The sequence below is a fragment of the Amycolatopsis panacis genome, assembly GCF_003600245.1.
Taxonomy (GTDB): domain Bacteria; phylum Actinomycetota; class Actinomycetes; order Mycobacteriales; family Pseudonocardiaceae; genus Amycolatopsis; species Amycolatopsis sulphurea.
The window spans coordinates 112,618-138,191 of the sequence record NZ_QZFV01000142.1 but is presented as its reverse complement, the minus strand read 5'-3'; the positions used below and the strand labels follow the sequence as shown (position 1 = coordinate 138,191).

Below are 25,574 nucleotides of genomic sequence, written 5' to 3'. Positions count from 1 at the left end.
CAGCAGCACCCAAGCCGAACGCAGCCACACAGTCATCCAGCAGCCTCCCCTTCACGCCGAACGGAACCCCCACAACGCACGACGCACCCCCACGGCCCGAGCAGCGACACCGAAACCGAACGCGGCCACGCAGTCATCCGGCAGCCTCCGCTTCATCCCGAACGGATCCCCCGGAACGCACAGCGCACCCCCGCGGTCCGGGCAGCAGCACAGAGGCCGAACGCGTCCGCGCCGCCGCACCCCGCCCGCGGACGTACACGTCGACCGGCCGGGTGCGCAGGTGCCCCGCCCCGTATCCGGTCAGCCCGGCCCAGGCGCCCGGGGTGCAGTGCAGTTCGAGGTCGGCGCCCGGCCAGGCGCCGAGGGAGAACAGCACCGCCCCTCGATGCCGGGCCCGCGCGGAAAGCCGCCGCGCGAGGTCCCCTTGCACCGCCCGGTCCCCGGTGACCACGAGATCGACCCCGTCGAGCAACGCGGCCAGCACCGCGGGATACGCCACCCCCGGCCGGGGGATCACCGCCATCCGCGCCGGCACAACCCCGTGCTCGGCCGCCGCGGCGATGCCCAGCCCCGGCACCCCGACCACCGCGACCCAGGCCCCCGCGACAGTGGCTTCGGCGAGCAGCCCGAACAACAGCGAGGTCGATCCGTGCACCACAACCGTGCTCCCCCGCCGAAGACCCGCCCCCGGCAACAGATCCGCCAGCGCAGGGACGACCGGCCACAACCGCCCTTCCCCGAACCCGTCGTCCCGGATCGCCCGTTTTCCGACCCGGCTCGCCGTGCTCACTCCCGGCAGCGCAGCCAGCCGGGCCACTCCCCGCCCGTCCCCACCGCCCGGGAGCGAAACCACCTTGGCCGCCGGACCGGCATTGTCCACTTTGGACTGCATAGGCGGTCGAAGTGGCACCGGCTCAGTCACCGCAACCCTTCCGGACGCAGCAACGAACCCGGCCGGTCCGGCGGTTGCCAGCTGGAACGGCTCGTCGGGTTGAGCCGGTTGCGCGGGACCAGCTGACGAAACCGGCTCGGGCGCACCGTCCAGCCGATCCAGCCTGGCCACGGCAGGCGTTGCGCTCCGGTCACCGGGCTTGGCGGCAAGGACCGAATCACCGGACGAGCCACCAGTTCGCCCCGAAACCGCCGATCCAGCTTCCGGCACCCCTTCCCTGACAAGAGGAATCAGCCCGACGGGGAGAACCGGGCGTACCGGCCGCGCCGCCGGTACGCCCGCGGGCACCACCTCCGGTCGCGCGGCCCCCGCTACCCCGGCAGGCACCCACGCGACCGACTCAACGGCCATCGACGCCCCGACCGATTTCCCCACCCGCCGGAACATTCGCACAACCATTCCCCGAAAGACCACCCGCGACGTCCGCGGCGCCGGGAGCACCCTTCCCGACGCCGCGACGCGCGTGGACCGCACCGGTTTGCCACCGGACGCCCCCACCCTGGACGATCGCGCCACCGAACCGCCCAGAAGCGCCGGCCTCTCCCACGACACCGACGCCCGCTCTTCCCCCGGCGACCACACCAGCCGCCCCGGCGACACCGGTTCACCCGGCACCTCCGGTTTCCCCGGCACCTCCCGTTTCCCCGGTATCACCGGTCCGCCCGACAACACCGGCCTCTCCGCCGATCCCACCAGCGGCGAGGACGAAGGCTCCTCCGCCAGGTCCACCGGCACCGGTCTCCCCACCGGCACCGGCACAGCAGCCGACACCCTCCCCGACGCCACCGCACCGCCCAGCATCGTCAACCGTCCCGGTGACGACGCAGCAGCCGACGCCAGCACCGCTGAGGCCCCGTCCCCCGGCGATACCGGCCGTCGCCGCCGGAGCGCACCCCACGGCTCACGCGGCTCAGGCAGCCCCGGCACCGATCTACACCACCCCGGCACCGACTTACCCGGCGCCCCGGGTACCTCCGGCGCATCCGGCATCCCCGGCACCGCCCGACACGGCACCAGCACCGGCCACCGGCCCGGGTTCAGGTTCAGGTTCAGCCCTGAACCCGGCCCCGCACCTGACGCCGACCACAACCGGCCAGGCCCCACCCGGCCAAGCCACAACCGGCCAGGCCCCACCCGGCCAAGCCCCACCCGGCCAAGCCTCACCCAGCCGAACCCCAACCGGCCAAACCCCGGACAGCCAGATTCCACCCGGTCAGGCCCCACCCGGCCGAACCTGAGCCGACCAGCCCCCGACAGGCCACCCGACCGGCCGGGCCCCACCAAGCGCCCCCGCGCTCCCCGCGACCTCGCCGACCCGGTCGACATCACCGGCACCTCCCTCGCGCACCCACCAGCACCCATCTCGGACTGGGCAGGACCAGCCGCGAAACGGCACCGGCACGCCGCGGGGAAGGCGGCTCCGACAACCACATTCTCGAACGTCTGTTCGACTAACCCCAGTCAACCCCACCCGGCCTCGGCTGTCAAGCACGCACGAAACCCGCCCACCGGCCATCAGGGCCGCGCCCACCTACACTGGTGTCCTGATGAAGACCGGGAATCACAAACAGCACGTCACCCTGCGCGCATTCACCGGCGACGACCTCGCGGTGCTCGACAGGTTCGCCACGGACGCCGAGGTGACCGGGGCGTTCGGATGGGCCGGATTCGCCGATCCGCACCTCCGGCGGCGCCGTTTCGCCGCGGACGGACTGCTCGGCGAGGCCTCGGGTGCGCTCGCCGTGGTCATCGGCGACGAAGTGGGCGGGATGGCGACCTGGGAAGCCGCCGACCGGGGCGGACCGTCCGGTGGCTGTTACGAGATCGGCGCCCTGCTCCTGCCCGGCCACCACGGGCACGAGACCCGCGCCGAGGCGCACCGGCGGCTGGTGGATTACCTCTTCCAGGTCACCCGCGCACACCGGCTCCAGGCGTTCGCCGACGCCGAAAACCTCGCCGCGCAGCAGGTGCTGGAGACGACCGGGTTCCACCGCGAAGGCCTGCTGTGCCAGGTGACCTGGCGCGAAGGGGCCTACCGCGACGCGGTCGTCTACGGCCTGCTGCGCAGCGAGGCGCAACCGCAGTAGCCGCGGCTCAGTGCGCGAAGTGCCGGGTACCGGTGAGGTACAGGGTGATCCCGGCGGCTTCCGCGGCCGCGATCACCTCGGCGTCCCGGATGGACCCGCCGGGCTGCACGACCGCCCGCACACCGGCCTCGATCAGCACTTCGAGACCGTCCGGGAACGGGAAGAACGCATCCGAGGCACCCACCGAGCCCTTGGCCCGGTCCCCGGCACGCGCCACCGCCAGCCGGGACGAGTCGACCCGGTTGACCTGGCCCATGCCGACCCCGACGGTCGCCCGGTCGTGCGCCAGCAGGATCGCGTTCGACTTCACCGCGCGCAGCGACCGCCACGCGAACTCCAGGTCCGCCAGCGTCTGCTCGTCGGCCGGGGTACCGGTGGCCAGCTGCCAGGACGCCGGGTCGTCGCCGGACGCGTCGATCCGGTCGGTGGTCTGCACGAGCACGCCGCCGGAGATCGGCCGCAGCTCGACCGGCGACGACGTCTCGATCACCGGCAGCTTCAGCAGGCGCACGTTCTTCTTGCGCTGCAGGATTTCCAGCGCCTCCGGCTCGAAGCCGGGAGCGAGCACCACCTCGGTGAACACCTCGGCGATCTGCTCCGCCGCTTCGACGCTCACCGGCCGGTTTGTGGCGATTACGCCGCCGTACGCGGAAACCGGGTCGCACGCGTGCGCCTTCCGGTGTGCTTCGGCGATGTCCATGCCCACAGCGATACCGCACGGGTTCGCGTGCTTGATGATCGCGACAGCAGGCTCGCTGAAGTCGAACGCCGCCCGCCGCGCAGCGTCAGTGTCGACGTAGTTGTTGTACGACATGGCCTTGCCGTGCAGCTGCTCAGCGTGCGCGAGGCCCGGCTGCGTGCTGCGGTACAGCGCCGCCTTCTGGTGCGGGTTCTCGCCGTAACGCAGTACGTCGGCACGGTCCCACGTCGCGCCGAGGAAGTCCGGGAAGCCACTGTCGTCCGCAGGCGCGTAGACGTTGGCGAACCACGACGCGACAGCCGAGTCGTACGCAGCCGTGTGCGCGTACGCCTGCGCAGCGAGCCGTTTGCGGTCCGAGAGTTCGAAGCCGCCCGCAGTCACCTGCTCCAGCACCCACGCGTACCGCGCCGGGTCGACGACCACTGCGACGCTGCCGTGGTTCTTCGCCGCCGCGCGCACCATCGCCGGGCCACCGATGTCGATGTTCTCCACGCAGTCCTCCGGGCTCGCTCCCGAAGCGACCGTCTGCGTGAACGGGTACAGGTTCACCACGAGCAGATCGAAGGCCGCGATCTCCAGCTGCTTCAGCTGCGCGACGTGGTCCGCGTTGCCCTGGTCGGCGAGCAGCCCGGCGTGCACCCGCGGGTGCAGCGTCTTGACCCGGCCGTCGAGCGACTCCGGGAACCCGGTGACCTGCTCGACCGGCGTGACCGGGACACCCGCGTTCGCGATCACCTTCGCGGTGCCCCCGGTCGACACGATCTCCACACCCGCCGCGTGCAGCCCGGTGGCGAGCTCAAGCAGACCGGCCTTGTCCGAGACGCCGATCAGCGCGCGCCGGACCGGGCGTCGCCCCTGTGCTGTGCTCACGAAAACCTCACCTTTCGTCCGTCCACGGTGCACCCACCACGGCCGAGTCGCTCGATCGTTGTCACCAGCAGTCTGCGTTCCACGGCCTTGATCCGCTCGTGCAGAACCGCTTCGGTGTCGTCGTCCTCGATGGTCACCGCTTCCTGCGCGATGACCGGTCCGGTGTCCACCCCGGCGTCGACGAAGTGCACCGTGGACCCGGTGACCCGCACGCCGGCCGCGAGTGCGTCGGCGACCGCGTGCATCCCGGGGAACGAGGGCAGCAGCGCGGGGTGGGTGTTGATCACCCTACCGGCGAACCGGGCCAGGAACGCGGGCCCGAGGATCTTCATGAAACCCGCCGACACCACCAGATCGGGCCGGTACGCGGCGACCGCCTCGGCGAGCGCGTGGTCCCACGCGGCCCGGTCCGGGTGGTCGGCGACGCGCACCGTGAACGACGGCACACCGGCCCGTTCCGCGCGGGCCAAAGCCTCGATCCCGGCCCGGTCGGCACCCACCGCGACGACGTCGGCCGGAAACCCCGGCCGCCCGGTCTCGTCCAGCACGGCTTGCAGCAGCGTCCCTGAACCGGACGCAAGCACGACGATCTTCACCGGGGTGGGCAGGTCCAAGCGGCTGGCCAGAACGGGCTCCTTGCACGGCAGAGCGCCTCGGGCGCACGGCATTTCACCAGGTCGTCCCCAACCCTAACGGTCGGCGTCCGGCCGCTTCCCGTCACCGGAGTCCTCGGTGGACTCGGTCACAGCCCTGGGCTGCGCGTCCAGGTCCTCCGGATCGTCGAGCGGTACGTCCTCGGGCAGTTCGAGACCCAGCTCGGCGTCCGCTTCGGCATCGAACTCGTCGAACTCTTCGGAACCGGCGTCCTCGGCGAGATCCGCGGAATCCACGGCGTCTCCCGGCTCGCCGGCGGACTCGGGCTCCTCGACGTCGTCCTCCGGCGTTTCCTCGTCCGCCACAGATTCCTCGTCCGCCACAGATTCCGCGACGCCTTCGTCCGGGGCGTCTTCCTCCGCGGGCTCCGGCTCGGCGGATTCCTCGGCCACCGGCCCGGCCACGGGCTTCGGCGGCGCGTGCGCCCCGGCGAAGAAGGCGACGAACCCGGCCGGGATCACGATCCAGCAGAACGCCACGATCGAGGCCACCCCGACCGGCACGCTCACCGGATCGAACGGACCGTTTCCGAGCCGGCCACCGGCGAGCGTGCCCAGCAGCACGCAGCCGAATCCGACCACCGCGCCGGCCACCACGACCGTCCGGATCCGCGCGCCCGCGTCGTCGTCCACGTTCCGGACCGACCAGCCGACCAGCAGCCCGACCGCCAGCGGCAGCACGAGCAGCACCGGCCACCACCCCGCGCCGTGCTCGGGGATCCCGCCGAGCAGCGGCACCGCGGGCACCGCGCCACCGCGATAACCGATCAGGTGCACGTTCAGCTCGCCGATGGTGAAGCCGGGTCCGCTGACGAACGACATCGCTGCCACCACACCGTTCGGCAGGTAGAGCAGCGACAGCAGGAACAGGCCGAGGCTGCCGCCGACCGACGGTTCGAACAGATCCGCCACTGTGCGCGCCGAAAAGGCCGTGGCCGCGAGCAGCACCAGCGCCCCGGTCGCGATCAATGCGAACAGCCCGAGCAGCCCGGCACGCAGGCCACGAAACGCGAGCGGGTCGAGCCGTTCGGACAGCGCCGGCGGCAGCCCGCAGCGGCGCAGCACCCCACCGGTCGCGGCGAGCCCGGCGAACACCCCGGGCGCCACCGCGGCCAGCGCCGGGTTCGCCCGCACCGGCTCGCCCAGCGAAAACAGGCCGATCACCAGGCCGAACAGCAGGTGCGCACCGGTGATCACGGCGATCACCGGGATCGCCTGCCGTGGGCTTCGGCAGCCGAGCCGCTGTGCCGCGCCGGACGCCGTCCTGGCCACCAGCAGCAGTACCGCGATCGTCGGCAGCAGCGGCAGCACACCGAGTGGGTGGCCGCCGATACCGAGCTGGACCTGGTAGGCGGCCAGCCAGCCCGGACCGGCCGAGAGCAGCACCCCGCCGGTCGAGAACTCGGTGCGTTCCGAGGTCAGCGCGATGAGCGCGAGCAGGGTCGCGACCACGGCGTAGCCGGTGACGAGCGGGCCGAAGGCGGCCGCGAGCAGCACCCGCGGCCGGGCCGCCGTCGCCGGGTCCGGGGTGTCTTCCACCGGCTCGTCGCCCGAGGGGCGATCGGGTCTGGTGAGCACCTGCATGCCGCTGACCATGACATCCGCGCTCGTCCGTCCGGGTGAGGCACGCCGCCCGGCGGGCGTGGCGCGGCCAACCCCCACCCGGTCGTGGGAGCCCGGGGATGAAAAACACCCGCTGTGACACGGAGAGTCACAGCGGGTGCCGGAAGTGCGTGGGGATCAGCTCTGCTGACCGAATCCGCCGGGCGGCGTACCCGTCTTGCCCGGTTCGGCGGGCGGCTGCTGGAAGAACTGGCCCTGCTGCGGCGCGTACGTGGTGGCCTGCTGCCCAGGCGACGGCGGGGCGGGCGGCGGCTGCGGCGTCTGGTACTGGCTCGTCGGTCCCGGCTGCGCCCCAGGCTGACCCGGCTGCCCGGGCTGACCCGGCTGTGCCGCATGCTGGCCCGGCTGCGGCGACGACTGGTACGGCTGGGCGTAGGGCTGCTGGTACTGCGGCACGTTCGGCACCGCGGGCTTGGGCGGCGGCGGCTTCAGCACGCCGTAGTCCATCAGCAACGCGCCCACCGAAACCAGCATCTGCACGACGCCCAGCACGAGGATCACGACCACGATGCCCGGCGTGCTCCGTTCGGCGATCACCGTGTCCAGCGCGCCGAGCGCACCGAGCACGCTGAACAGCGTGGCGAACGGCAGCACCTTCGGCGCCTTCGGGAGCAAGGCCAGCCCGGACAGCAGACCGCCGGTGAGCAGGAAGACGGTGTCCTGGCCGACGTCACCGGCCTCGTCGGAGAAGCCGATGAAGTACTGCACCAGCCCGAGCACGGCCACCCCGAGCGACAGCAGCATCGGGAGGTTCTCCGGCGCCACCGGGGTGGGCGCGGACGGCGGCCCCTGCGCGGGCTGCGGCTGGGGGAACCCGCCCGGCGGGGGCGGTCCCTGGGGCGGCTGCCCGCCACCCTGCTGGGGGTAGCCAGGCCCGCCGCTGGGGAAGGTCATCGGAAACACTCCTGTCGTTCGACCGGCAACAACTGGGGACGCGCGGCCTCCGGACACAGTGCACCAGCCGCTGGCACGGAACGCTAGCGCATCCGCGGCGACGCGTCCGCGCCGTTGGACGCATGGCTCGCCTGATCGGTTGCCAGCAGCTACGGCGAAGGCCGGGCACCATCCGGTACCCGGCCTTCGCCGATCACGTCGCCGCAGGTCAGCCGAGGCTGTTGTACAGCTCACGCGCGAGCACGGCGGTCTCGCTCGGGGTCTTGCCGACCTTCACGCCGGCGGCCTCCAGGGCCTCCTTCTTCGCGGCGGCCGTGCCGGACGAGCCGGACACGATGGCGCCCGCGTGGCCCATCGTCTTGCCCTCGGGCGCGGTGAAGCCCGCGACGTAGCCGACGACCGGCTTGGTCACGTTCTCCTTGATGTAGGCCGCGGCCCGCTCCTCGGCGTCGCCGCCGATCTCACCGATCATCACGATGACCGAGGTGTCGGCGTCCTTCTCGAACGCTTCGAGGGCGTCGATGTGGGTGGTGCCGATGACCGGGTCACCGCCGATGCCGACCGCGGTGGAGAAGCCGATGTCGCGCAGCTCGTACATCATCTGGTAGGTCAGCGTGCCCGACTTGGACACCAGGCCGATCCCGCCCGGACCGGTGATGTCGGCCGGGATGATGCCCGCGTTGGACTTGCCCGGGCTGATCACGCCGGGGCAGTTCGGCCCGATGATCCGGGTCTTGCCGCCCTTGGCGACCGCGTGCGCCCAGAAGTAGGCCGAGTCGTGCACCGGGATGCCCTCGGTGATGACCACGGCCAGCGGGATCTCGGCGTCGATCGCCTCGACGACCGCGTCCTTGGCGAACTTCGGCGGCACGAAGATGACCGACACGTCGGCGCCGGTCTCCTTCATGGCCTCCTCGACCGTGCCGAACACGGTGAGGTCCTTGCCCTCGATGGTGACCGTCTGGCCGGCCTTGCGGGCGTTCACGCCGCCCACGATGTTCGTGCCGGACTTCAGCATCTTGGTCGCGTGCTTGGTGCCCTCGGAGCCGGTGAGCCCCTGGACGATGACCTTGCTGTTCTCGTTGATGAGGATCGACATCTCACGCACCTGCCGCGGCGAGCTCGGCAGCCTTGTCGGCCGCGTTGTCCATTGTGTCCACCACGGTGACCAGCGGGTGGTTCGCGTCGGCCAGGATCCGGCGACCCTCGACGACGTTGTTGCCGTCCAGGCGGACGACCAGCGGCTTGGTGGCCTCGTCGCCCAGGATCTTCAGGGCCTCGACGATGCCGTTGGCGACCGCGTCGCACGCGGTGATGCCACCGAAGACGTTGACGAAGACGCTCTTCACGTCGGTGTCGTTGAGGATGACGTCCAGCCCGGCCGCCATCACCTCGGCCGAGGCGCCCCCGCCGATGTCGAGAAAGTTCGCCGGCTTCACGCCGCCGTGCCGCTCGCCCGCGTAGGCCACGACGTCCAAAGTGGACATCACGAGGCCCGCGCCGTTGCCGATGATGCCGACCTCGCCCTCGAGCTTGACGTAGTTGAGGTTCTTGGCCTTGGCCTTCGCTTCGAGCGGGTTCTCGGCCTGCTTGTCGACGAGCTCCTCGTGCGCCGGGTGGCGGAAGGCGGCGTTCTCGTCGAGGGTGACCTTGCCGTCGAGGGCGATGATCTTGTCCTGCGGGTCCCGGACCAGCGGGTTGACCTCGACCAGGGTGGCGTCCTCGGAGACGAAGGTCTCCCAGAGCTTCACCACGACGTCGGCGGCCTCGTCGATGATCTCGGCCGGGAAGTTGCCCGCCTTCAGGATCTCGAGCGCCTTCGCCTTGTCCACGCCGGTGATCGCGTCGACCGGGATCCTGGCCAGTGCGTCGGGGCGCTCGACGGCGAGCTGCTCGATCTCCATGCCGCCCTCGGACGACGCCATCGCCAGGAAGGTGCGGTTGGCGCGGTCGAGCAGGAAGGAGAAGTAGTACTCGGACGCGATGTCCGAGGCTTCGGCCACGAGCACGCGGCGCGTGACGTGTCCCTTGATGTCGAGGCCGAGGATGGCTTCCGCCTTCTCCTTCGCCTCGTCGGGGGTCTGGGCCAGCTTGACGCCGCCCGCCTTGCCCCGGCCGCCGACCTTCACCTGCGCCTTGACGACGACCTGGGTGCCGATCTGCTCCGCGGCGGCCTTGGCTTCTTCGGGGGTGCTAGCCACCGAGCCCGGCAGAACCGGTACTCCGTGGGCGGCGAAGAGATCCCTCGCCTGGTACTCGTAGAGGTCCACTACTCCAGTCTCCTGACGACACGCCACTGTGGTGGTCCGCTGACGGACCGCGCTGTCGGACCAGTCGAGGTTAGCGACCTGGGCAGACGCAGGGGACGCCGCACCTGGTGAAGTCGGTCACCGTAGGCGGTCAGAGGGTGTGCCGGGGGTGTGAGTCCGCCCACCGAAGCCCGTTTCCGCCACTCTTTCGAGCGTCATTCGGCGCTTTTCGCACCGGCGGCCGCGGTCACCGCGGCGACCGCAGCGGCCACGGCCGCACCGAGACCGAGCCAGAAGCCGAGCCCCGGCCGTGCACCGTCGATTGTGGAACCGACGAGCGGTAGCTCGACAACGTGCAAGGCGAGCAGCAACGCTCCCCCGACGTACGCGACCGCGGCCGCGCCGGGGCGGGAACGTACACCGAGCGCGAGCACGCCGAGGACTACGAGCAGCGTGGTGAGCAAGCCCCACGAGGGGGTGTCGAAGTCGGACCACAGGCCGGGCGTTGGGTAACCGGGCGCGGTGAATACCGGCATACCGAACGAACCGACGGCGAGCACCGCCGCGACCGCTGCTGGCACAAGTACCGGAGAACGCGGGCCTTCCGTGCCAACGTCGTCACGTTCCACAACGCCGGTGATGACTGCAGAAAGTGCGGTAAGCCCGGCCAACCCGAGCGCGACAGCAGTGAACACCGCGCCCAGGCCGAGGTGATAGCTGATCGCACCACCCAGCCCACCGAGCCCCGTCGCTTCCGAGGCCGTGATGGCAGTACTGAGCACAGCTGTCCCAGCGAGCACCACACCTGCCCACACCACGGCGAGCAACCCGCGTGCCGCAGGCGCGGTACGGCGGACGAGTACGAACGGAACCGGCAGCACCACGACGATCGCCGCGGCGAACAGCTGCCACCGCGCGGGACTTTCGGTGGCCGTACCAAGCTGAGGAGCAAGGGCGCCGATGGCTGCGGCCACTGCGGTCAACAACGCGAGCAACGCGGTTAGGCTGCGCCACAACGTCAGGCTGGGAACTCGGGCCTCGCCGGCGAGATCCGCGCCTTCTGCCTTCGCTTCCTGAGGAGTCGTGAGTGGAGCAAGGATCAGCACGAGCACTGTCGGCGCGAGAGCCAGGTACGCGCCTGTCGACACCTGAAGCCCGTTCACGACGAGCCCTGCCACCAATCCGGGTAGCGCCACAGCGAACACTGCGGCTGCCACTCCGCCGAGCGTCCCGCGCGCCACACCGTCAGACGCCGCGGACAACCCGAGTACCGCTGCGATCGGCAGCGCCCCCGCGAGAAGCAAGTAACCGACGAGGGCGACCCCAGGCCCTTCGAAAGCGGACCGAGCAAGCAGGAACGGATCGTCGGACAGCACCGGAGTCATCAACAACCCGACTGCCGCGACCACCGTGAGCAACGGGACCACCAGCCGCCACCGCCGCTGCCCTGGGTCACTGCCTGCGGACTCGTTGAGCTCACGCGCCACGCGGGCCGCCACCAGCCCCGCGGCCAACGTCAGCAGGTGTCCCGCCACCAGCAGCCAGAACCCCGCACCGACCGCACTGCGATCCAGCAGCCGATCCGGGAGATACAGCTCGGGACGGACCGTTTTGGCCCCGTTGACCAGGAACTGCCCGTCGAGCACCAGCCGCCCGGGCGCGAAGGCGGCAAGCCCGGCGATCAACCCCGCCGCGAGCCCGTGCCGTCCACTACCGACCGCCGCGACGACCACCCCCGCCGGCACCACCGCGAGCAGCACGAGCAGCGGCCACGAAAGGAACCCAGCCCCCGCATCCGGCGAAACGGGCACGACCGCACCCGCCGCCAACGCGATCGCCCCGGCCACTACCAGCCCCGTCGACACCCGCAATGCGGGCGAGGCCTTCTGCCGCCCCCATTCGAACCCCGCCACGGTGGGGGCCGACGGTGTTTCCGCCTGACGGGACCGAGGGCCGCCGACTCGGGCCGGCTTCGCGGCCTGCTTCACTCCGCGGGGGTGCGTCGGCCGTGGCTCGCGTGCTTTGGAGGCTTCGGCGAACTCGCCAGCCGCATCACTCTCCGGCTCATCGGCCGACGACGAACCGAGCGCTTGTGCAGGCGCGTCGGCCGAGCGGCCACTTCGGACAGTCGGCGCACGGTCGGCGTCCACGGGTTCGCGGCCAGGTCGATCCGCCGCGCGACGGGCTCGGGCGCGGGCGGCGGCTTTGCGCTCGGCCAAGCTGGGCCGCTGCGCTCCCGGGCGCGGTGCCGGGTCGCCGGCAGGGGGCTCGTTGGTCGGCGGAGTCATTGATGGCGACGCTAGCAAGGACTGCCGCGTCTGGACCGCACGAGCCGGACGCGCCAAGAAATTCACCCGGCGAGTGAACCTCCACGCCCTCTCGGCCGTCTAGCCGAGCAGAGACGGGGAATTTCTCCACCGAACCGCGTAAGGGCCACCGCACGCGACCGTCTCACCCGCAGAAGCCAGTCCCGTGGGACGGACTGGTGACCGCCGGGGACAACTGAAAATGGGCACGACCGGGAATACCAGGGGACAAACCGGACGATGCCGGTCCACGGGGCGGACCGGATGGGACATCGACCGGCAGCCGACCGCGCGGAGATCGACCAGGCCACGCGGACCGGCGTCCGGAAACCACGGGGGCGGACCGGACACCACGGGTCGGAACCGGGATCGAACAGGAAGTGCCGCCGGCAGCGGGATCAGCCGGCAGTACCGGGGAAACGCCAGAGAACCCACCCATCAGCCGACCAGCGAAGCGGGCGGATGGGTGGGCGATGGGTCTGGGTGACTGCCCAGCCGAGGTCGGCCAGGCAGCGGCGCGAAGACGCCGACAGCGGTCGCCACATCGATCAGCTTGGCGAAAATCAGCTTGTCGACAAAGATTGCAGCCGGGCACCCTGCCCGCCGAACGCTCTGCACAGCAGAAGCAAAGCGACTTCGCACGGCGCGACGATCCACCTCATGACGCGAGGTGACTGAGTGATGCACCTCGCGCGTCTCGAATGAGCGGTGTAACCGAGTAGCACACCTTGAGCGGCATGACCTCGCCCAATCGACCCTTCGCCCAGCCGGACAACGCGACACTGCGCGACCTCGATCAGACCCAGGTCACCGGAGGCACAGGACGCGGAAGCCGAGGCCCGAGAGCACCACAGGGAAGTGAGCGGCGTCACAGCAAAGTCTCGAGAGTCGCTCAGCGCTCCGGCGCCAGCGGTTATTTCACCAGCCAGAGTGGATCCGGACTGGAGATTCCGACATAACAGGCAGACCACACCGGCCTGATCGCCTCAATGCCTGTAAGCAAGGTCACAACTTTTGGCGTAGTACCCGCTTAACTTTGGGTAGTTCCACCAGCTAGGCGACAGACGGCGACCACTCGTTCAGCCGAAACCGGGAAGGCATCTTGCCGACAGCGGCGCCGTTTCGTTACTGTCCTCCGGTCCCCATTACAGTCAGGTCACGAAGCGGTACGCCGGGTACGACCACCCCCGAGGTCGGCCCACGGGTTCCCCCGACCCGAGTCCGCTTCCCACCGGCTCCCCGACGATGGAAGGCTCTGTCTTGGCTTCACACCGCTCCCCCGGCGGCCAAGCCCCTTCCCCGGCGCTGAAGGACGCACTGGACGGTGCGGTCATCCGCGTGCGGGGACAGCACCGCATTTCTCCGCCTTCGTCCGCGCTTCGCGGGCGGGTCGTGGTCGCAGCCGTTGCGGCAGGCGCGTTCGCCGCTGCCGCCGCAGGGCAGACCTTCAAGACGACCACCAGCCCCGACTCGGACGCCGCGGCCACGCCGCTGGCCAACGCGCAGGACGCGAGCGCCTCGTTCAGCATCGGCAGCGCAGGTTCCGGGGGAGCGCCCGAGCTGCTGCCCGCCGGTCACTCGACGAACGCCGCTGACGAAGCCGCGAAGATGACCGACAGCGCCAAGATCACCGAGGCCCGGGAGAAGGCCGAGGCGGCCGAAGCCCACCGAGCCGCCCAAGAGGCCTCCCGCCCGAAGACCTGCATGCCCGCGAACGGGACGTTCACCTCCGGTTTCGGCGCCCGTTGGGGCACCAGCCACCTCGGCATCGACATCGCGAACTCGATCGGCACGCCGATCTACGCCGCCTCTGACGCGACCGTGATCTCGGCCGGCCCGGCCAGCGGCTTCGGCCTGTGGGTCCGGCTCCAGCTCGACGACGGCACGATCCAGGTCTACGGCCACATGGACAGCTTCTCGGTCCGCGAAGGCCAGAAGGTCAAGTGCGGCGAGCAGATCGCCAAGATCGGCCAGCGCGGCGAGAGCACCGGTCCGCACCTGCACTTCGAGGTGTGGCAGAACGGCACCAAGAAGATCGACCCCCGCCCGTGGCTCGCCGCCCGTGGCGTGAGCATCTGATCCTTCGCGGTAACACCTGACCGGCCAGGCAAGGCCGACCCACACACCGAGACCATCCGGGCATCCGGGCATCCGGGCATCCGGGCATCCGGGCATCCGGGCATCCGGGCATCCGGGCATCCGGGCATCCGGGCATCCGGGCATCCGGGCATCCGGGCATCCGGGCGGATGGTCACCGCGTCACCGCATTACGTCAATGCATCACCTTCCTCGCATGAAAGTCTCCGGACGGCAAAGGACACCCCATCTCCCGAGACCACGGGCACCAACTCCGGCTTAGCAGTCGCCAGCAGCGGCGAACTGATTCCAGGCGCTGATCGCCACGCTCCCGCTCGATCGGGAAGATCCGAGCCCAAGGGGATCAAGAAACCCGGAAATCCGCCCTACGACACGTTCCAAGCGCATCCCAACGGGAAGGCCGCTCACGGATCCGCGGCCGGCGAACGACGGATGAAGTACGCCACCGCCACCTGCCACACCGTGCACATCCCCGGTCGCCGGCGGGTCGGCAGCCACCCGAACCACCGCCGCCAGCCGACCCCGGCCCGAGCGCACACCACGCACCGGCCGTCCGCGCCCAAGGCGTGCTGTTTCAGCAGCACCCGCCACGCCGCAGCCAGCCGCGCGATCTCACCCGGCACCGCCCCGACTCCGGTGGCCCCTGCCCCGACGCCGGCCACCCTCGGTTTCGCCGTCCCCACGACGCCCCGCAGGTACTCGTGTACCCCGGCGGCGAACAAGCCAAACAGAACCGCGTCCATCCCTGCCCCTCCCCGAGCACTGTCCGAACGAATCGAACCTCTGTTCGAAACAGTACCGTGAGGGACCGACAGAATCGGCCGAGATCACCCGACCCAGTGAACGAAGAACCGGCGAACGGCGAGTCCGCTCAGAGTTTCACCATCGGCACGCTGCCGATCAGCATCAGCCGGACCTTGCCGGAAGCGCCGAAGTCGATGGTGGCGGTGGCCCGCGGACCGACGCCGTCGCAGGAGATCACCGTGCCCAGCCCGTACTTGTCGTGGCTGACCCGGTCGCCGACGTCCAGCTTCAGCGCCACGGTGTCCTTCCACGCCTTGCCGAACGGCGAGCCGGACGAAGCAGAGGAGGACGACCGCCGCCCCCATGTGGTCGCAGCACGCGGGCCGGAAGAAGCACCACCGGAAGACGAGCCGAAGTTGCCGAAGCCCGGTGAAGACGGTTCGAGACGACGCCAGTCGACCAGATCCGGCGGCAGCTCGTCGAGGAACCGCGAAGCCGGGTTCATCTGCGGCTGCCCCCAAGCCGACCGCACGAGCGCACGCGAAACGTACAGCCGCTGACGCGCCCGCGTGATCGCCACGTACGCCAGCCGCCGCTCCTCCGCCAGCTCAGCCGGATCACCGAGCGCGCGCAGATGCGGGAAGACGCCGTCCTCCCAGCCGGTGCAGAACACCACCGGGTACTCCAGGCCCTTAGCGGTGTGCACGGTCATCAACGTGACCACACCCGCGCCGCCGTCGCCTTCTTCGCCACCGTCCGGCGAAGGGATCGAATCCGCGTCTGCCACCAGCGAAACGCGCTCCAGGAACGCCGGCAGCGAACCAGGCGCGGGTACCCCGTCGTCAACGACCAGCTCCGCGTTCTCGTCCTGAATGACTTCCGCGGTGAACTCGGCGAACTCGCGCGCCACCGTGACCAGTTCGGTGAGGTTCTCGACCCGCGAAGCGTCCTGCGGGTCGTCGGACTCTTCCAGCTCTGCGCGGTAACCCGTGCGCTCCAGCACTGCTTCGAGTACGTCGTGTACCTCAGCGCCAGAAGACGTCGTCTCGCGAAGGTCGTCGAGGAGCGTCACGAACCCGGTAATCGCCTTCGCCGAGCGCGGGTTCAACAGCGCCACCTTGCCGTCGACAGCGTCGCGCAGCGCGGCCCAGAACGAGATCCGCTCCCGCTCCGCGTGCGTCGCGACCACAGCCTCCGCCCGGTCACCGATACCTCGCTTCGGCACGTTGAGGATGCGCCGGAGCGAGACAGTGTCCTCTGGGTTCGCCAGTACGCGCAGGTACGCGATCATGTCGCGCACTTCGCGCCGCTCGTAGAACCGCACGCCGCCAACGACCTTGTACGGCAGGCCAAGGCGGATGAAGATCTCTTCGAACACGCGCGACTGGTTGTTGGTGCGGTAGAACACCGCGACGTCGGAGTAGTCGGCAGCGCCTTGCTCCGCGAGCGCGTCGATCTCGCCCGCGACGAAGGCGGCCTCGTCGTGATCGTTGTCCGACACGTAGCCGACGATCTTCTCGCCGTCGCCGGAGTCGGTCCACAACCGCTTCGCGCGACGGTTGGGGTTGCGCTCGATCACCGCGTTGGCCGCGGACAGGATCGTCTGCGTGGACCGGTAATTCTGCTCCAGCAGAATCGTGTGGGCGTTGGGGAAATCCCGTTCGAATTCCTCGATGTTGCGCAGGGTCGCCCCACGGAACGCGTAGATGGACTGGTCCGCATCCCCCACCACACACAGCTCGGCCGGGTCGATGCCGGTGTCCGTGGCCTCGGTACCGGCGAGCTCACGCACCAGCGTGTACTGGGCGTGGTTCGTGTCCTGGTACTCGTCGACCAGGATGTGCCGGAACCGGCGCCGGTAGTACTCCGCGACCGCCGGGAACACCTGCAGCAGCGAGACCGTGCGCATGATCAGATCGTCGAAGTCGAACGCGTTGGCCGCTTCGAGCCGGCGCTGGTACTCCGCGTACACCTCGGCGACGCGACGTTCGAGATCGTTGCCCGCGTTCGACGCCGCCGTCTCCGGATCGGCCAGCTCGTTCTTCAGGTTCGAAATGTGCACCGCAAGCGTGCGCGCGGCGTACTTCTTCGGGTCGATGTCGAGATCGCGCGCGACGAGCGTGATGAGCCGCTTCGTGTCGTCGGAGTCGTAGATGGAGAAATTCGACGACATGTCCAGCGTCTTCGCTTCGCGGCGCAGGATGCGTACGCACATCGAGTGGAACGTGGACACCCACATCGCGTTGGCTCGGCGGCCGACGAGCGAAGAGACGCGCTCGCGCATCTCCGCGGCCGCCTTGTTGGTGAACGTGATCGCCATGATCTCGCCGGGATGCACATGACGCTGCCCAAGCAGGTACGCGATCCGCCGCGTGAGCACCCGGGTCTTGCCCGAGCCCGCGCCGGCGACGACCAGCAGCGGACCGCCGGCGTGCGTCACCGCCTCGCGTTGCGCGGGGTTGAGGTCCTCGAGCAGGTCGTCGGCGCCGGGCCGGGCAGGCGCGGGCTGGTTTGCGGGGAGATCGAAGAGGGTGTCCATCGCCTGTCCACGCTACCCCCGGGGTACGACAGGTGTTCGACTGGCGCGACGGCGGGTTGCGCTTTCCGACGTACGCGCGTTTGTCGCCTCGTACCCGACGCGCAGACCCCTTCGCGCGCGGAGCATCGAAGGTATGGACGACAAGATCCCCGCCCGGTTGAGGGCTTCCGACAGCGACCGAGAACGCGTCGCCGAGACTATCCAGTCCGCCGGCTCCGACGGACGGCTCACGCTCGAAGAGGTGGAAGACCGGCTCAACACTGTCTACGCCACCCGTTACATCGACGAGCTCGGCGCGCTCACCGCCGACCTCCCCCAGCCGGAGCGGCCACGGCCAGGACGTTCCGGCTGGCCGCTCACCCGTGCCGCACTGCGCGAGCATCCCGCGCTCCGCGTGCATCTCGGCGTGGTGGCGGTGCTCGTCACCCTGCTGATCGTGCGGTGGGCGGTGGGCGGGGCCGGCTTCTTCTGGCCGGTGATGCCGGCGTTCTGGCTGTTCGTCAGCCTTCTCGCGCACGCCCGCATCCGCGCGTTCCGGGCAAGGCCGGGCTCGCCTGTGCCATACTGACCGGGTGTGGCACAGCAGTGAGCGATTTTTCTACGGGACCCGGACTCCGGCTCCCGTGATCGCGTAGTGCCCCACCCGCCATCACCCGCAGCCCCGGAGTCCACGGACCCGGGGCTTTCGCCGTCCCAGGGGCCACTGGGAATCCGGACTTCAGAGAGGTCCCGATGAACGCGCAGACGCAGAACGCCGACGGACAGCCCGCCGAGCACACCACCGCAGGCGAGGACATCTCCTCGCTCCGCACCGAGATCGACTGGCTCGACAAGGAAATCCTCCGGCTCGTGAAACGCCGCGTGGAGGTGTCCAAGACGATCGGCGCCGCGCGGATGGCCGCCGGTGGCACGCGGATCGTCTACAACCGCGAGATGGACGTGCTCGCGCGCTACCGCGAACTGGGACCGGAGGGCCGGCAGCTGGCGATGGCCCTGCTCAACCTCGGCCGGGGCAGGCTCGGCCGGTGAGTAGGCGGGTATATCGGGGACATCCCCGATCCACCCGCCGCGAAAACAGGGCAGAATGGACACATGATTAACCTCATCGCCGTCATCATCGCGATCGCGAGCGTGCTGGCCGCCCTCGGGCACGCCGGCTACCTCGCGATGCTCGGCAGCGCGGCGGGCAAACGGGCCGGTGGGGCACCGGTCGCGCAGTACGTGCGCAGCCGGTGGGCGATTGCCGGCGGGACCACGGCTGCCTCGTTGCTCGCCTGGCTGCTCACGTCCGGCGGGACGGTGTCGGACGTCTTCGCCATCATCATTGCCGTGGGTAGCGGTGCGGTGGCGACGAAGGCCCTCCAGTCGACCCAGGCGAAGTACCGCAGCGGCGGCTGAATCCCAGCGAACTGGGAAAACAGTGCGGAGTGCACTGCGGTAAGTGATGCCCTGACCATCCCGGGGAACCCAACAGAGTGAAATCGGTGCAAGGTGCAGGTTGGGTGAAGACTTTCGCCGAGCGGCTTCCTAGTGTGGCACGGGTGAGAACCCTGGCGTCTGTGCCGGGCCAGGCCCGGAAGACGCGCGGGAGCTGCGGCGCCGCGTGTCTGTCGCCGTATGCGCGTGCAGATGCTCGGGAGTTCTCGCGTGTGGACGCCTTCTCGCGGGTAGCTGCCAAGGACACCGTCCGCCGGTCTGCTCCGTTCGGGTTGACCGGCCCGGCCGCGTCGTCACGTCCACACCGTGGAGGGGTCGGACGGGCATGACGGGTAACACGGTGGGCGGAGCGCGACGCGCGAACCGCCCGGACGCGATCACGGATGCCGAGGTCACGGTTCCGGGCAGGCATCGGGTCCGCGGCGACGGGACGTGGACACCCGTGGTGCCGCCGCGTGCGGCCGGGCACCATCGGCACCGTACCGGCGGATCAATCCCCGGCGGCGAGCCCAAGGTCCGCACCGGCTCCCCCAGCGACGCCACTTCGGGCAGCACGCCCGAACCGTTCCCCCGCAACGCATCCGGCGACTCGCCCCCCGGCAGCGCACCCGTCGGCTCCTTCCCCGGCACGACCGCCGGAGTCCCGCTCCCGGGCGAGACACGAGGCAGCTCAGGGTGGGTGGACACGCAGGTCGCGGCCGCGCGGGCCCGCTCGACGCTGGACGCGAAAGCGCAATTCGCCCCGGAGCCCGCGGGATTCCCCCCGGCGACCGGTGGTTCCCGGCAGCCGAGCCCGTCGTTCGGCGCGGCACCGCGCGGCTCTCGGGTCGCCGAGACGCCGGACGACATCCGGATCGCCGCACCGCGAACCGGCTCACCGTCCCTGTCGGGCCCGCGCAAGCAAGCCGACGCTCGAACAGTCCCGCGCACGGCCGAACCGCGGGCAGCCGTACCAAGCCCGAGCGACCCGCAACGAAGCCGTGCGACGCCCGGTTCCGGCACACCTGCGAGGCCGGACGAGGGACACACATCGTTTCCCGCCGCACGAGGCACGTTGCCCGACGTGGGATTGCCGCAGCCGTCCCGGAAGACCCGGAGCCGGGTCGAACTCGGCGGAGCCGAGCCGCGGCAGGTCTCCGGGGCGTTGCCGGTGCCCGAGGAGCATCGGGCGTTCGCGCCCCCGGGACGGGGGCTTCCGCAGCCGACCGGACAGGCTCCGCGCAGCAGGCGTCACCAAGTCGAGACGACCACGGTGGACCGCGCGCCCGCCGAGCCGGAAGAGACCCCGGAGAATCCGGAAACGGACCCGGAACCGCCCAAGCGACAGCGGGTTTCGCTGTGCACGGCCGGAGCCGCCGGCGCAATGCGGCAGGAACCGGAAGAAGACAGCGAGATACGGGTCTACGCCGCACCGGTGTTCGACGGGCTGGGGAATTTCGACCTCGGTTCGGTGCCCGCGTCGGTCACCCCGCCCAAAACGTGGCGCAAGGCGGCGTGGTTCGCCACCGGTGCGTCCGGGGCGGTGGTCGTCGGGCTTCTGTTCGCCGGCACCTTCCTCGTCGGCGGACCGGCCACCACCACCGATGCGCTCGGCGGCGGCTGGCCGGGACGGCAGAACGGCGGCAGCCCCGACCTCAGTGCCCTGCTCCCCTCCGACGGGCCGCACGGCGGGTCGGCCGCGGACACCCCGGAACGGCACACCGGCGAAGCCACTCCCGACGACGCCCCCGCGGATCAGGCGAGCGGCACCACCCCGGGCACGCGCTCCGGCACCGGCATCACCACGGGCGCCGGCGCGACCACCGACACCGGCTCGTCCTCCGCCGGCACGCCGACCAGTGGCTCGACCTCGCCGACGCCCTCCACCGCGCCGTCCTCGTCCAGTGAGCCGCAGAAGCCGCCGGTCACGCCCGCCGTGCGAGAGACCACGCCGTCGATCTACTACGCGAGCCACAACACCAAGAAGATGGGCGACAACTCCGAGAAGTTCTTCAACAACGTCACCACGAACCCGTCCGAAGCGTCGTCGGTGACTTCCGGGAATCTTCAGCAGCAGGGCTCGCAGGCCCTGCGCAAGCGCTACGCCGATGTGGCGTATTTCGAGGTGAAGAAGGTCACCATCGACCCGGACCACAACACGACGGTGAACACCGTCGAAGTGACCCACGACGACGGCCGCAAGTCCACTGAGCAGCAGACTCTCACCTTCGACGACACCGGCAAGATCACCGACGACGGTAAGTGAATCCCGGTCCATCGCTCGCGGCCGGTCCGGCGTTTCACCTGCTCTTGCCAATGCACGTGCGGTGCGGTGAGCGGTTTCCCCTGGTCCTGATGGGTGACATAAGGTGCCGCTCGTCGTACGACGGAGACATTCCGGCGACTGGCTCTGGCGGCTACGGGGCCTCCCGGGGTTACCTGACCACGACAGATCCGGCGCCGACCACGAATCGGCCGTCCGGGTCAACGGGATAACCCGAACGGGCGTATCCCGCCCCGAAACCCCAGAGCAAGGACTTTCCCCGTGCTTGAACGGCAGCGCACCCGGCGCGAGCTCGACGCGGTCCGCGTCGAGGACGTGGTCCCGCCGGAGCTGCTCGAGGACGTCGACCAGGCCGGCCGCGAGTACCTCGAGCAGGTGTTCCGCGAACCACAGAAGTACCTGCCGCCCCGATCGCGCCGGACGTCCGACGCCCGCGCCGAGGAACCCGCCGAGCAGCCCGAGAGCCCACTCGCGCGGCGCGCGAAGCTGGCCGGTCTCGTCGGTGCCGGCGCGATGGTCGCCGGAGCAGTGGTCACGGCGGCGCTGCTCGGCGGACCACCACCGGCTCCGAACCCGGCGGAGGACACGGCCGTGCCCACCGGGTTCAACGGGTCCGCCGCGCTCGGCGGCAAGCCGTCCCCCGTGCCCACCCCGCGGCTGCACCGTTCCGGCAGCACCTCCCTCGGGCACCAGCAGAGCAGCCCAGCCGCGACGGCCACGCCCCCGCTGCCCGCACCCGGCACCAAGGCACCGCGAACCAGCCCTGTACCCACCCCGAGCAGCAGCTCGGCGCCGGCCACGCCGGGGACCACGGCCGCCCCGGCCGATCCGGTGAAGCTCTCCGCCGTGCGCAAGTTCTACTCCACGATCGACCGCAGCCCGGACGACGCACTGGCCCTGCTCACCCCGAAGGCCGCCGCCGGGGAGACCACCCGGCTGGTCCGCGCGTGGAGCGAGGCCGAGGCGATCGACGTGCAGGAGGTGCGCGTCCAGGACGACGGATCGGTGTTCGCCGCGGTGCTCGTGCACCAGGTCGACGGGACGCTGGTCCGGGTCACCCAGTTGTTCGATGTCCTCGAGCAGGATGTGATCTCCCAGGCCCAGCTGCTGTCCGCAGCGTACGCCTGACCTGCGCCGAGACCGTTCCGACGGACCGGTCGGAGTGTGCCGGGTGCATGTGCGCAGAGTGAACGCCTAGCCTTGTCACGGGCCGGTCTCGGTAAACTGCGCACGCGGCCCAACTCCGGTGCCTACGCTCCGGTGCGACGGCGGGTCCGTGCCCGTTGTGCGAAGTCGGAGCCCCAAAGGGAGGTCGCGTGAGCGACGAGGGTCGTCTGGTCGCCGGCCGGTACCGCGTGGCCGGGAAAATCGGCGCAGGCGCGATGGGGGCCGTATGGCAGGCCCACGACGAGATACTCGGCCGCACGGTCGCCATCAAGCAGCTGCTGCTCCAGCCGGGTCTCGACCGGCACGAGGCGGAGGACGCCCGGCAGCGCACCATGCGCGAGGGCCGGATCGCCGCCCGCCTGCACCACCCGAACGCGATCACCGTGTTCGACGTGGTCACCGACGACAACGGCCAGCCCTGCCTGATCATGGAGTACCTCGCGTCCACCAGCCTGGCGCAGGTCCTGCAGGAGCACAGCACGCTGCCACCGCTGGAGGTCGCCCGGATCGGCGCGCAGGTGGCCGCGGCGCTGCGCGAGGCGCACGCGGTCGGCATCGTGCACCGCGACATCAAGCCGGGCAACATCCTGCTCGCCGAGAACGGCACGGTGAAGATCACCGACTTCGGCATCTCGCGGGCCAAGGACGACGTCACGGTCACCAAGACCGGGATGATCGCCGGCACGCCGGCCTATCTGGCACCCGAGGTGGCCATCGGCCACGACCCGGGCCCGGAGTCGGACGTGTTCTCGCTCGGCTCCACGCTGTACGCCGCGTGTGAGGGCCAGCCGCCGTTCGGGCTGTCGGAGAACACCCTGAGCCTGCTGCACGCGGTCGCCGCCGGGCAGATCATCCCGCCCCGGCGGTCCGGTCCGATGGCCAGTGTGCTCGCCGTGCTGCTGCATCCGGAGACCCAGTACCGGCCGACCGCCGAGGAGTGTGAGGAGTTGCTCGCCGCGGTCGCCCGCGGGGAGACCCCGCTCGGCGGACCGGCGGACGGGACCGTGGTCGCGCCGTCGTCCGGTGGGCCTGGCGGGGCCGGTGTGCTCGGCGCGGCCGCCGCGGGTGCGGTGGCCGGCGGGCTGGCCGGCGCCGCGGCCGGTCGGCTCTTCGACGACCAGCCCCACTCCGGCACCCTGGGCGGCTCCGCCGCGCCCCAGCAGTACTACCAGGACGACTACTCGCCCGCGTCCGGCTACCCCGAACACGACTACGACGGGTACGGCTACCCGCAGGACGAGTACGCCCAGGACCCGTACCAGCAGCAGACCCAGGCCTACGCCGCCGAGCCCGGTCGCGGTGGCATGGACGCCACCAAGGCCGTGCCGCTCGGATACGAGGACGATCCGTACCACGACGAGCCGCCGCCCCCGACAAGGGCGCAGACCGGCCCGGAGGACGAGCAGGACGAAGAGCGCTCCGGGGCCTGGAAGAAACCGGCACTGATCGGCGGTGTGGTGGTGGTCGCGCTGGTCGGGCTCGGCGTGTGGCTGCTCAGCCCGAACAACCCTCCGGACGCCTCCAACCAGCCTGCTCCGGTGGCTACTTCGTCGGCCGTCACGACGACCTCGGAATCGGTACCTTCGAGCCAGGGAGCAACCAGCACCGCCCCGCCGACGTCTTCGCAGAAGAAGATCTCGGAAAACGAGCCGACGTCGGTGCACCAGAGCACCCGGCGAAACGTTCAGACCGAGGACACCCCGACCAAGCCGCCGAAGACGACGGCCCCCGAGACGAGCGAGACGAAGCCGACCAAGCCCTCCACGACGACCTCCGACTCGTCCAGCGGGACCACGTCGCAGAATCCATGATCCAGGGACAGAATTGAGTTCAGAAGGCAGCATCGTCGGCGGCCGGTACCGGCTCGACCAGCCGATCGGCCGCGGCCGCGCGGGCATCGTGTGGCTCGCGTTCGATACGCGGTTGTTCCGCACGGTCGCCATGAAGCGCATGTACCTCCCGGTCGGGTTACCGCCCGAGCGGGCCGGGCAGGCCCGCGCGATGGCGATGGAAGAGGGCAAGGCAGCGGCCCGGATCGAGCACCCGTGCGCGATCTCGGTGTACGACGTGCTGCCCGACGGCGCGGACGTGTGGCTGGTGATGGAGTACATCCCGTCTCGCGGGATGTCGGTCTTCCTGACCGAGTACGGCGCGCTGTCCGCGGAACAGGCGGCGGCGCTGGGCATCCTGCTCGGCGACGCGATGGCCACCATCCACGCGGCCGGGATCGTGCACCGCACCCTGGAACCGGGCACGGTGCTGCTGGCCGACGACGGTGGCGTCAAGCTCACCGACATCGGCATCACCGGCGGCGGCCCGCACGCGGCGTACCGGGCACCCGAGGTCACCCGTGGCGGGCCTCCTTCGCCGGCCGCGGACGTGTTCTCGCTGGGCGCGACGCTGTACACCGCGGTGGAAGGGGTGCCGCCGTTCGGCGAGGACGGCACGGCCGCCGAACGGCCGCCGCAGAACGCGGGCGTGCTGACCGGGGCGTTGCAGAAGATGCTCCGCAGCGACCCGACGATCCGGCCGACGATGGCCGACACCGTCATCGCGCTGAAGGCGATCACCGAAGGGCAGGAGCGGACGGCGTTCGTCCCGCCGACCGCGCCCGCGATGCCGACCATGCCGGTCGCCTGGATGGCGCAGCAGCCGGGTGGAGGACCTCCCGGCCAGCAGGCTCCACCGAGCCTGCAGGCACAGCCGACTCAGCAGATTCAGCCCGGGCCGCTCATGCAGCTGCCGGTCCAGCAGGTACCGCAGGCTCCCGCGCCGCCGCAGCCGATGGTGCCGATGCAACCACCGCAGCCGATGCTGCAGTCGCCCGCTCAGCCGACCGCGCGGTACCAGCCCACCCCCGAGCAGCGGGCAGCCGCCGCGCAAGCCATGCGGGAGAAGGCCGCGGCCCGGCGGCGGATGATCCTCACCGTCGCCGCGGTGCTCTGCGCGGTGCTGATCGGCATCGGCGTGGCCGAGCTGCTGTTCGTCTGACA

20 protein-coding genes are annotated in these 25,574 nt (G+C 70.6%); 9 read left to right on the top strand and 11 right to left on the bottom strand.

Annotated features, from left to right (window positions below; all coding sequences use genetic code 11):
- Nucleotides 1-133 precede the first annotated feature (133 nt).
- Together D5S19_RS29950 and D5S19_RS32210 are read right to left on the bottom strand one after the other, a co-directional pair.
- A complete protein-coding gene (locus tag D5S19_RS29950; RefSeq protein ID WP_233574250.1) occupies nt 134-853 on the bottom strand; it encodes a hypothetical protein in 720 nt (239 codons plus the stop codon).
- 65 nt (nt 854-918) lie between these two features.
- The gene (locus D5S19_RS32210; RefSeq protein ID WP_158605673.1) at nt 919-1,086 is read right to left on the bottom strand and encodes a hypothetical protein; all 168 of its coding nucleotides are present in this window, start codon (nt 1,084-1,086) and stop codon (nt 919-921) included.
- Between the two features lie 1,413 nt (nt 1,087-2,499).
- Between D5S19_RS32210 and D5S19_RS29945 the strand changes: the two genes are divergently transcribed.
- Nucleotides 2,500-3,039, top strand: a complete 540-nt coding sequence (locus tag D5S19_RS29945; protein ID WP_120026692.1) for a GNAT family N-acetyltransferase — start codon at nt 2,500-2,502, stop codon at nt 3,037-3,039.
- Between the two features lie 7 nt (nt 3,040-3,046).
- On the opposite strand, the gene purH is transcribed toward D5S19_RS29945, so the two are convergent.
- The 7 genes from purH to D5S19_RS29910 all read right to left on the bottom strand — a co-directional run bounded on the left by purH (nt 3,047) and on the right by D5S19_RS29910 (nt 11,941).
- Nucleotides 3,047-4,609 (bottom strand): bifunctional phosphoribosylaminoimidazolecarboxamide formyltransferase/IMP cyclohydrolase, encoded by a 1,563-nt coding sequence (purH, locus tag D5S19_RS29940; protein WP_120026691.1) that lies wholly within the window; start codon nt 4,607-4,609, stop codon nt 3,047-3,049.
- A complete protein-coding gene (gene purN / locus D5S19_RS29935; protein WP_120026690.1) occupies nt 4,606-5,223 on the bottom strand; it encodes a phosphoribosylglycinamide formyltransferase in 618 nt (205 codons plus the stop codon). Before purN ends, purH begins: the two co-directional genes overlap by 4 nt.
- A gap of 75 nt (nt 5,224-5,298) precedes the next feature.
- Nucleotides 5,299-6,846: a cell division protein PerM gene (locus D5S19_RS29930; protein ID WP_233574242.1), complete on the bottom strand. Its 1,548-nt coding sequence runs from the start codon at nt 6,844-6,846 to the stop codon at nt 5,299-5,301.
- Nucleotides 6,847-7,002: 156 nt separating this feature from the next.
- Nucleotides 7,003-7,779, bottom strand: a complete 777-nt coding sequence (locus D5S19_RS29925; protein WP_120026688.1) for a DUF5336 domain-containing protein — start codon at nt 7,777-7,779, stop codon at nt 7,003-7,005.
- A 208-nt stretch (nt 7,780-7,987) separates the two neighbouring features.
- Nucleotides 7,988-8,878, bottom strand: a complete 891-nt coding sequence (gene sucD, locus D5S19_RS29920; RefSeq protein ID WP_120026687.1) for a succinate--CoA ligase subunit alpha — start codon at nt 8,876-8,878, stop codon at nt 7,988-7,990.
- Between the two features lies 1 nt (nt 8,879).
- The gene (gene sucC / locus D5S19_RS29915) at nt 8,880-10,049 is read right to left on the bottom strand and encodes an ADP-forming succinate--CoA ligase subunit beta (RefSeq protein WP_120026686.1); all 1,170 of its coding nucleotides are present in this window, start codon (nt 10,047-10,049) and stop codon (nt 8,880-8,882) included.
- 194 nt (nt 10,050-10,243) lie between these two features.
- Nucleotides 10,244-11,941, bottom strand: a complete 1,698-nt coding sequence (locus D5S19_RS29910; protein ID WP_233574241.1) for a hypothetical protein — start codon at nt 11,939-11,941, stop codon at nt 10,244-10,246.
- Between the two features lie 1,785 nt (nt 11,942-13,726).
- Here D5S19_RS29910 and D5S19_RS29905 point away from each other — a divergent pair.
- Nucleotides 13,727-14,413: a M23 family metallopeptidase gene (locus D5S19_RS29905; RefSeq protein ID WP_120026728.1), complete on the top strand. Its 687-nt coding sequence runs from the start codon at nt 13,727-13,729 to the stop codon at nt 14,411-14,413.
- Between the two features lie 422 nt (nt 14,414-14,835).
- On the opposite strand, the gene D5S19_RS29900 is transcribed toward D5S19_RS29905, so the two are convergent.
- Together D5S19_RS29900 and pcrA are read right to left on the bottom strand one after the other, a co-directional pair.
- On the bottom strand, nt 14,836-15,174 hold the full coding sequence (locus D5S19_RS29900; protein ID WP_120026685.1) for a hypothetical protein: 339 nt from the start codon (nt 15,172-15,174) through the stop codon (nt 14,836-14,838).
- A 128-nt stretch (nt 15,175-15,302) separates the two neighbouring features.
- Nucleotides 15,303-17,714, bottom strand: a complete 2,412-nt coding sequence (pcrA, locus tag D5S19_RS29895) for a DNA helicase PcrA (RefSeq protein ID WP_120026684.1) — start codon at nt 17,712-17,714, stop codon at nt 15,303-15,305.
- A 133-nt stretch (nt 17,715-17,847) separates the two neighbouring features.
- Between pcrA and D5S19_RS29890 the strand changes: the two genes are divergently transcribed.
- The 7 genes from D5S19_RS29890 to D5S19_RS29860 all read left to right on the top strand — a co-directional run bounded on the left by D5S19_RS29890 (nt 17,848) and on the right by D5S19_RS29860 (nt 25,572).
- Nucleotides 17,848-18,282 (top strand): DUF1707 SHOCT-like domain-containing protein, encoded by a 435-nt coding sequence (locus D5S19_RS29890; RefSeq protein ID WP_120026683.1) that lies wholly within the window; start codon nt 17,848-17,850, stop codon nt 18,280-18,282.
- 164 nt (nt 18,283-18,446) lie between these two features.
- On the top strand, nt 18,447-18,743 hold the full coding sequence (locus D5S19_RS29885; protein ID WP_120026682.1) for a chorismate mutase: 297 nt from the start codon (nt 18,447-18,449) through the stop codon (nt 18,741-18,743).
- A 63-nt stretch (nt 18,744-18,806) separates the two neighbouring features.
- On the top strand, nt 18,807-19,112 hold the full coding sequence (locus D5S19_RS29880) for a hypothetical protein (protein WP_098511480.1): 306 nt from the start codon (nt 18,807-18,809) through the stop codon (nt 19,110-19,112).
- A 364-nt stretch (nt 19,113-19,476) separates the two neighbouring features.
- Nucleotides 19,477-21,396, top strand: a complete 1,920-nt coding sequence (locus tag D5S19_RS29875) for a hypothetical protein (protein ID WP_120026681.1) — start codon at nt 19,477-19,479, stop codon at nt 21,394-21,396.
- Between the two features lie 279 nt (nt 21,397-21,675).
- Complete coding sequence (locus D5S19_RS29870) at nt 21,676-22,542, top strand: hypothetical protein (protein WP_120026680.1); 867 nt, start codon at nt 21,676-21,678, stop codon at nt 22,540-22,542.
- A 188-nt stretch (nt 22,543-22,730) separates the two neighbouring features.
- Nucleotides 22,731-24,392 (top strand): serine/threonine-protein kinase, encoded by a 1,662-nt coding sequence (locus D5S19_RS29865; protein WP_120026679.1) that lies wholly within the window; start codon nt 22,731-22,733, stop codon nt 24,390-24,392.
- A 13-nt stretch (nt 24,393-24,405) separates the two neighbouring features.
- On the top strand, nt 24,406-25,572 hold the full coding sequence (locus D5S19_RS29860) for a serine/threonine-protein kinase (RefSeq protein ID WP_120026678.1): 1,167 nt from the start codon (nt 24,406-24,408) through the stop codon (nt 25,570-25,572).
- The last annotated feature ends 2 nt before the right edge of the window (nt 25,573-25,574 follow it).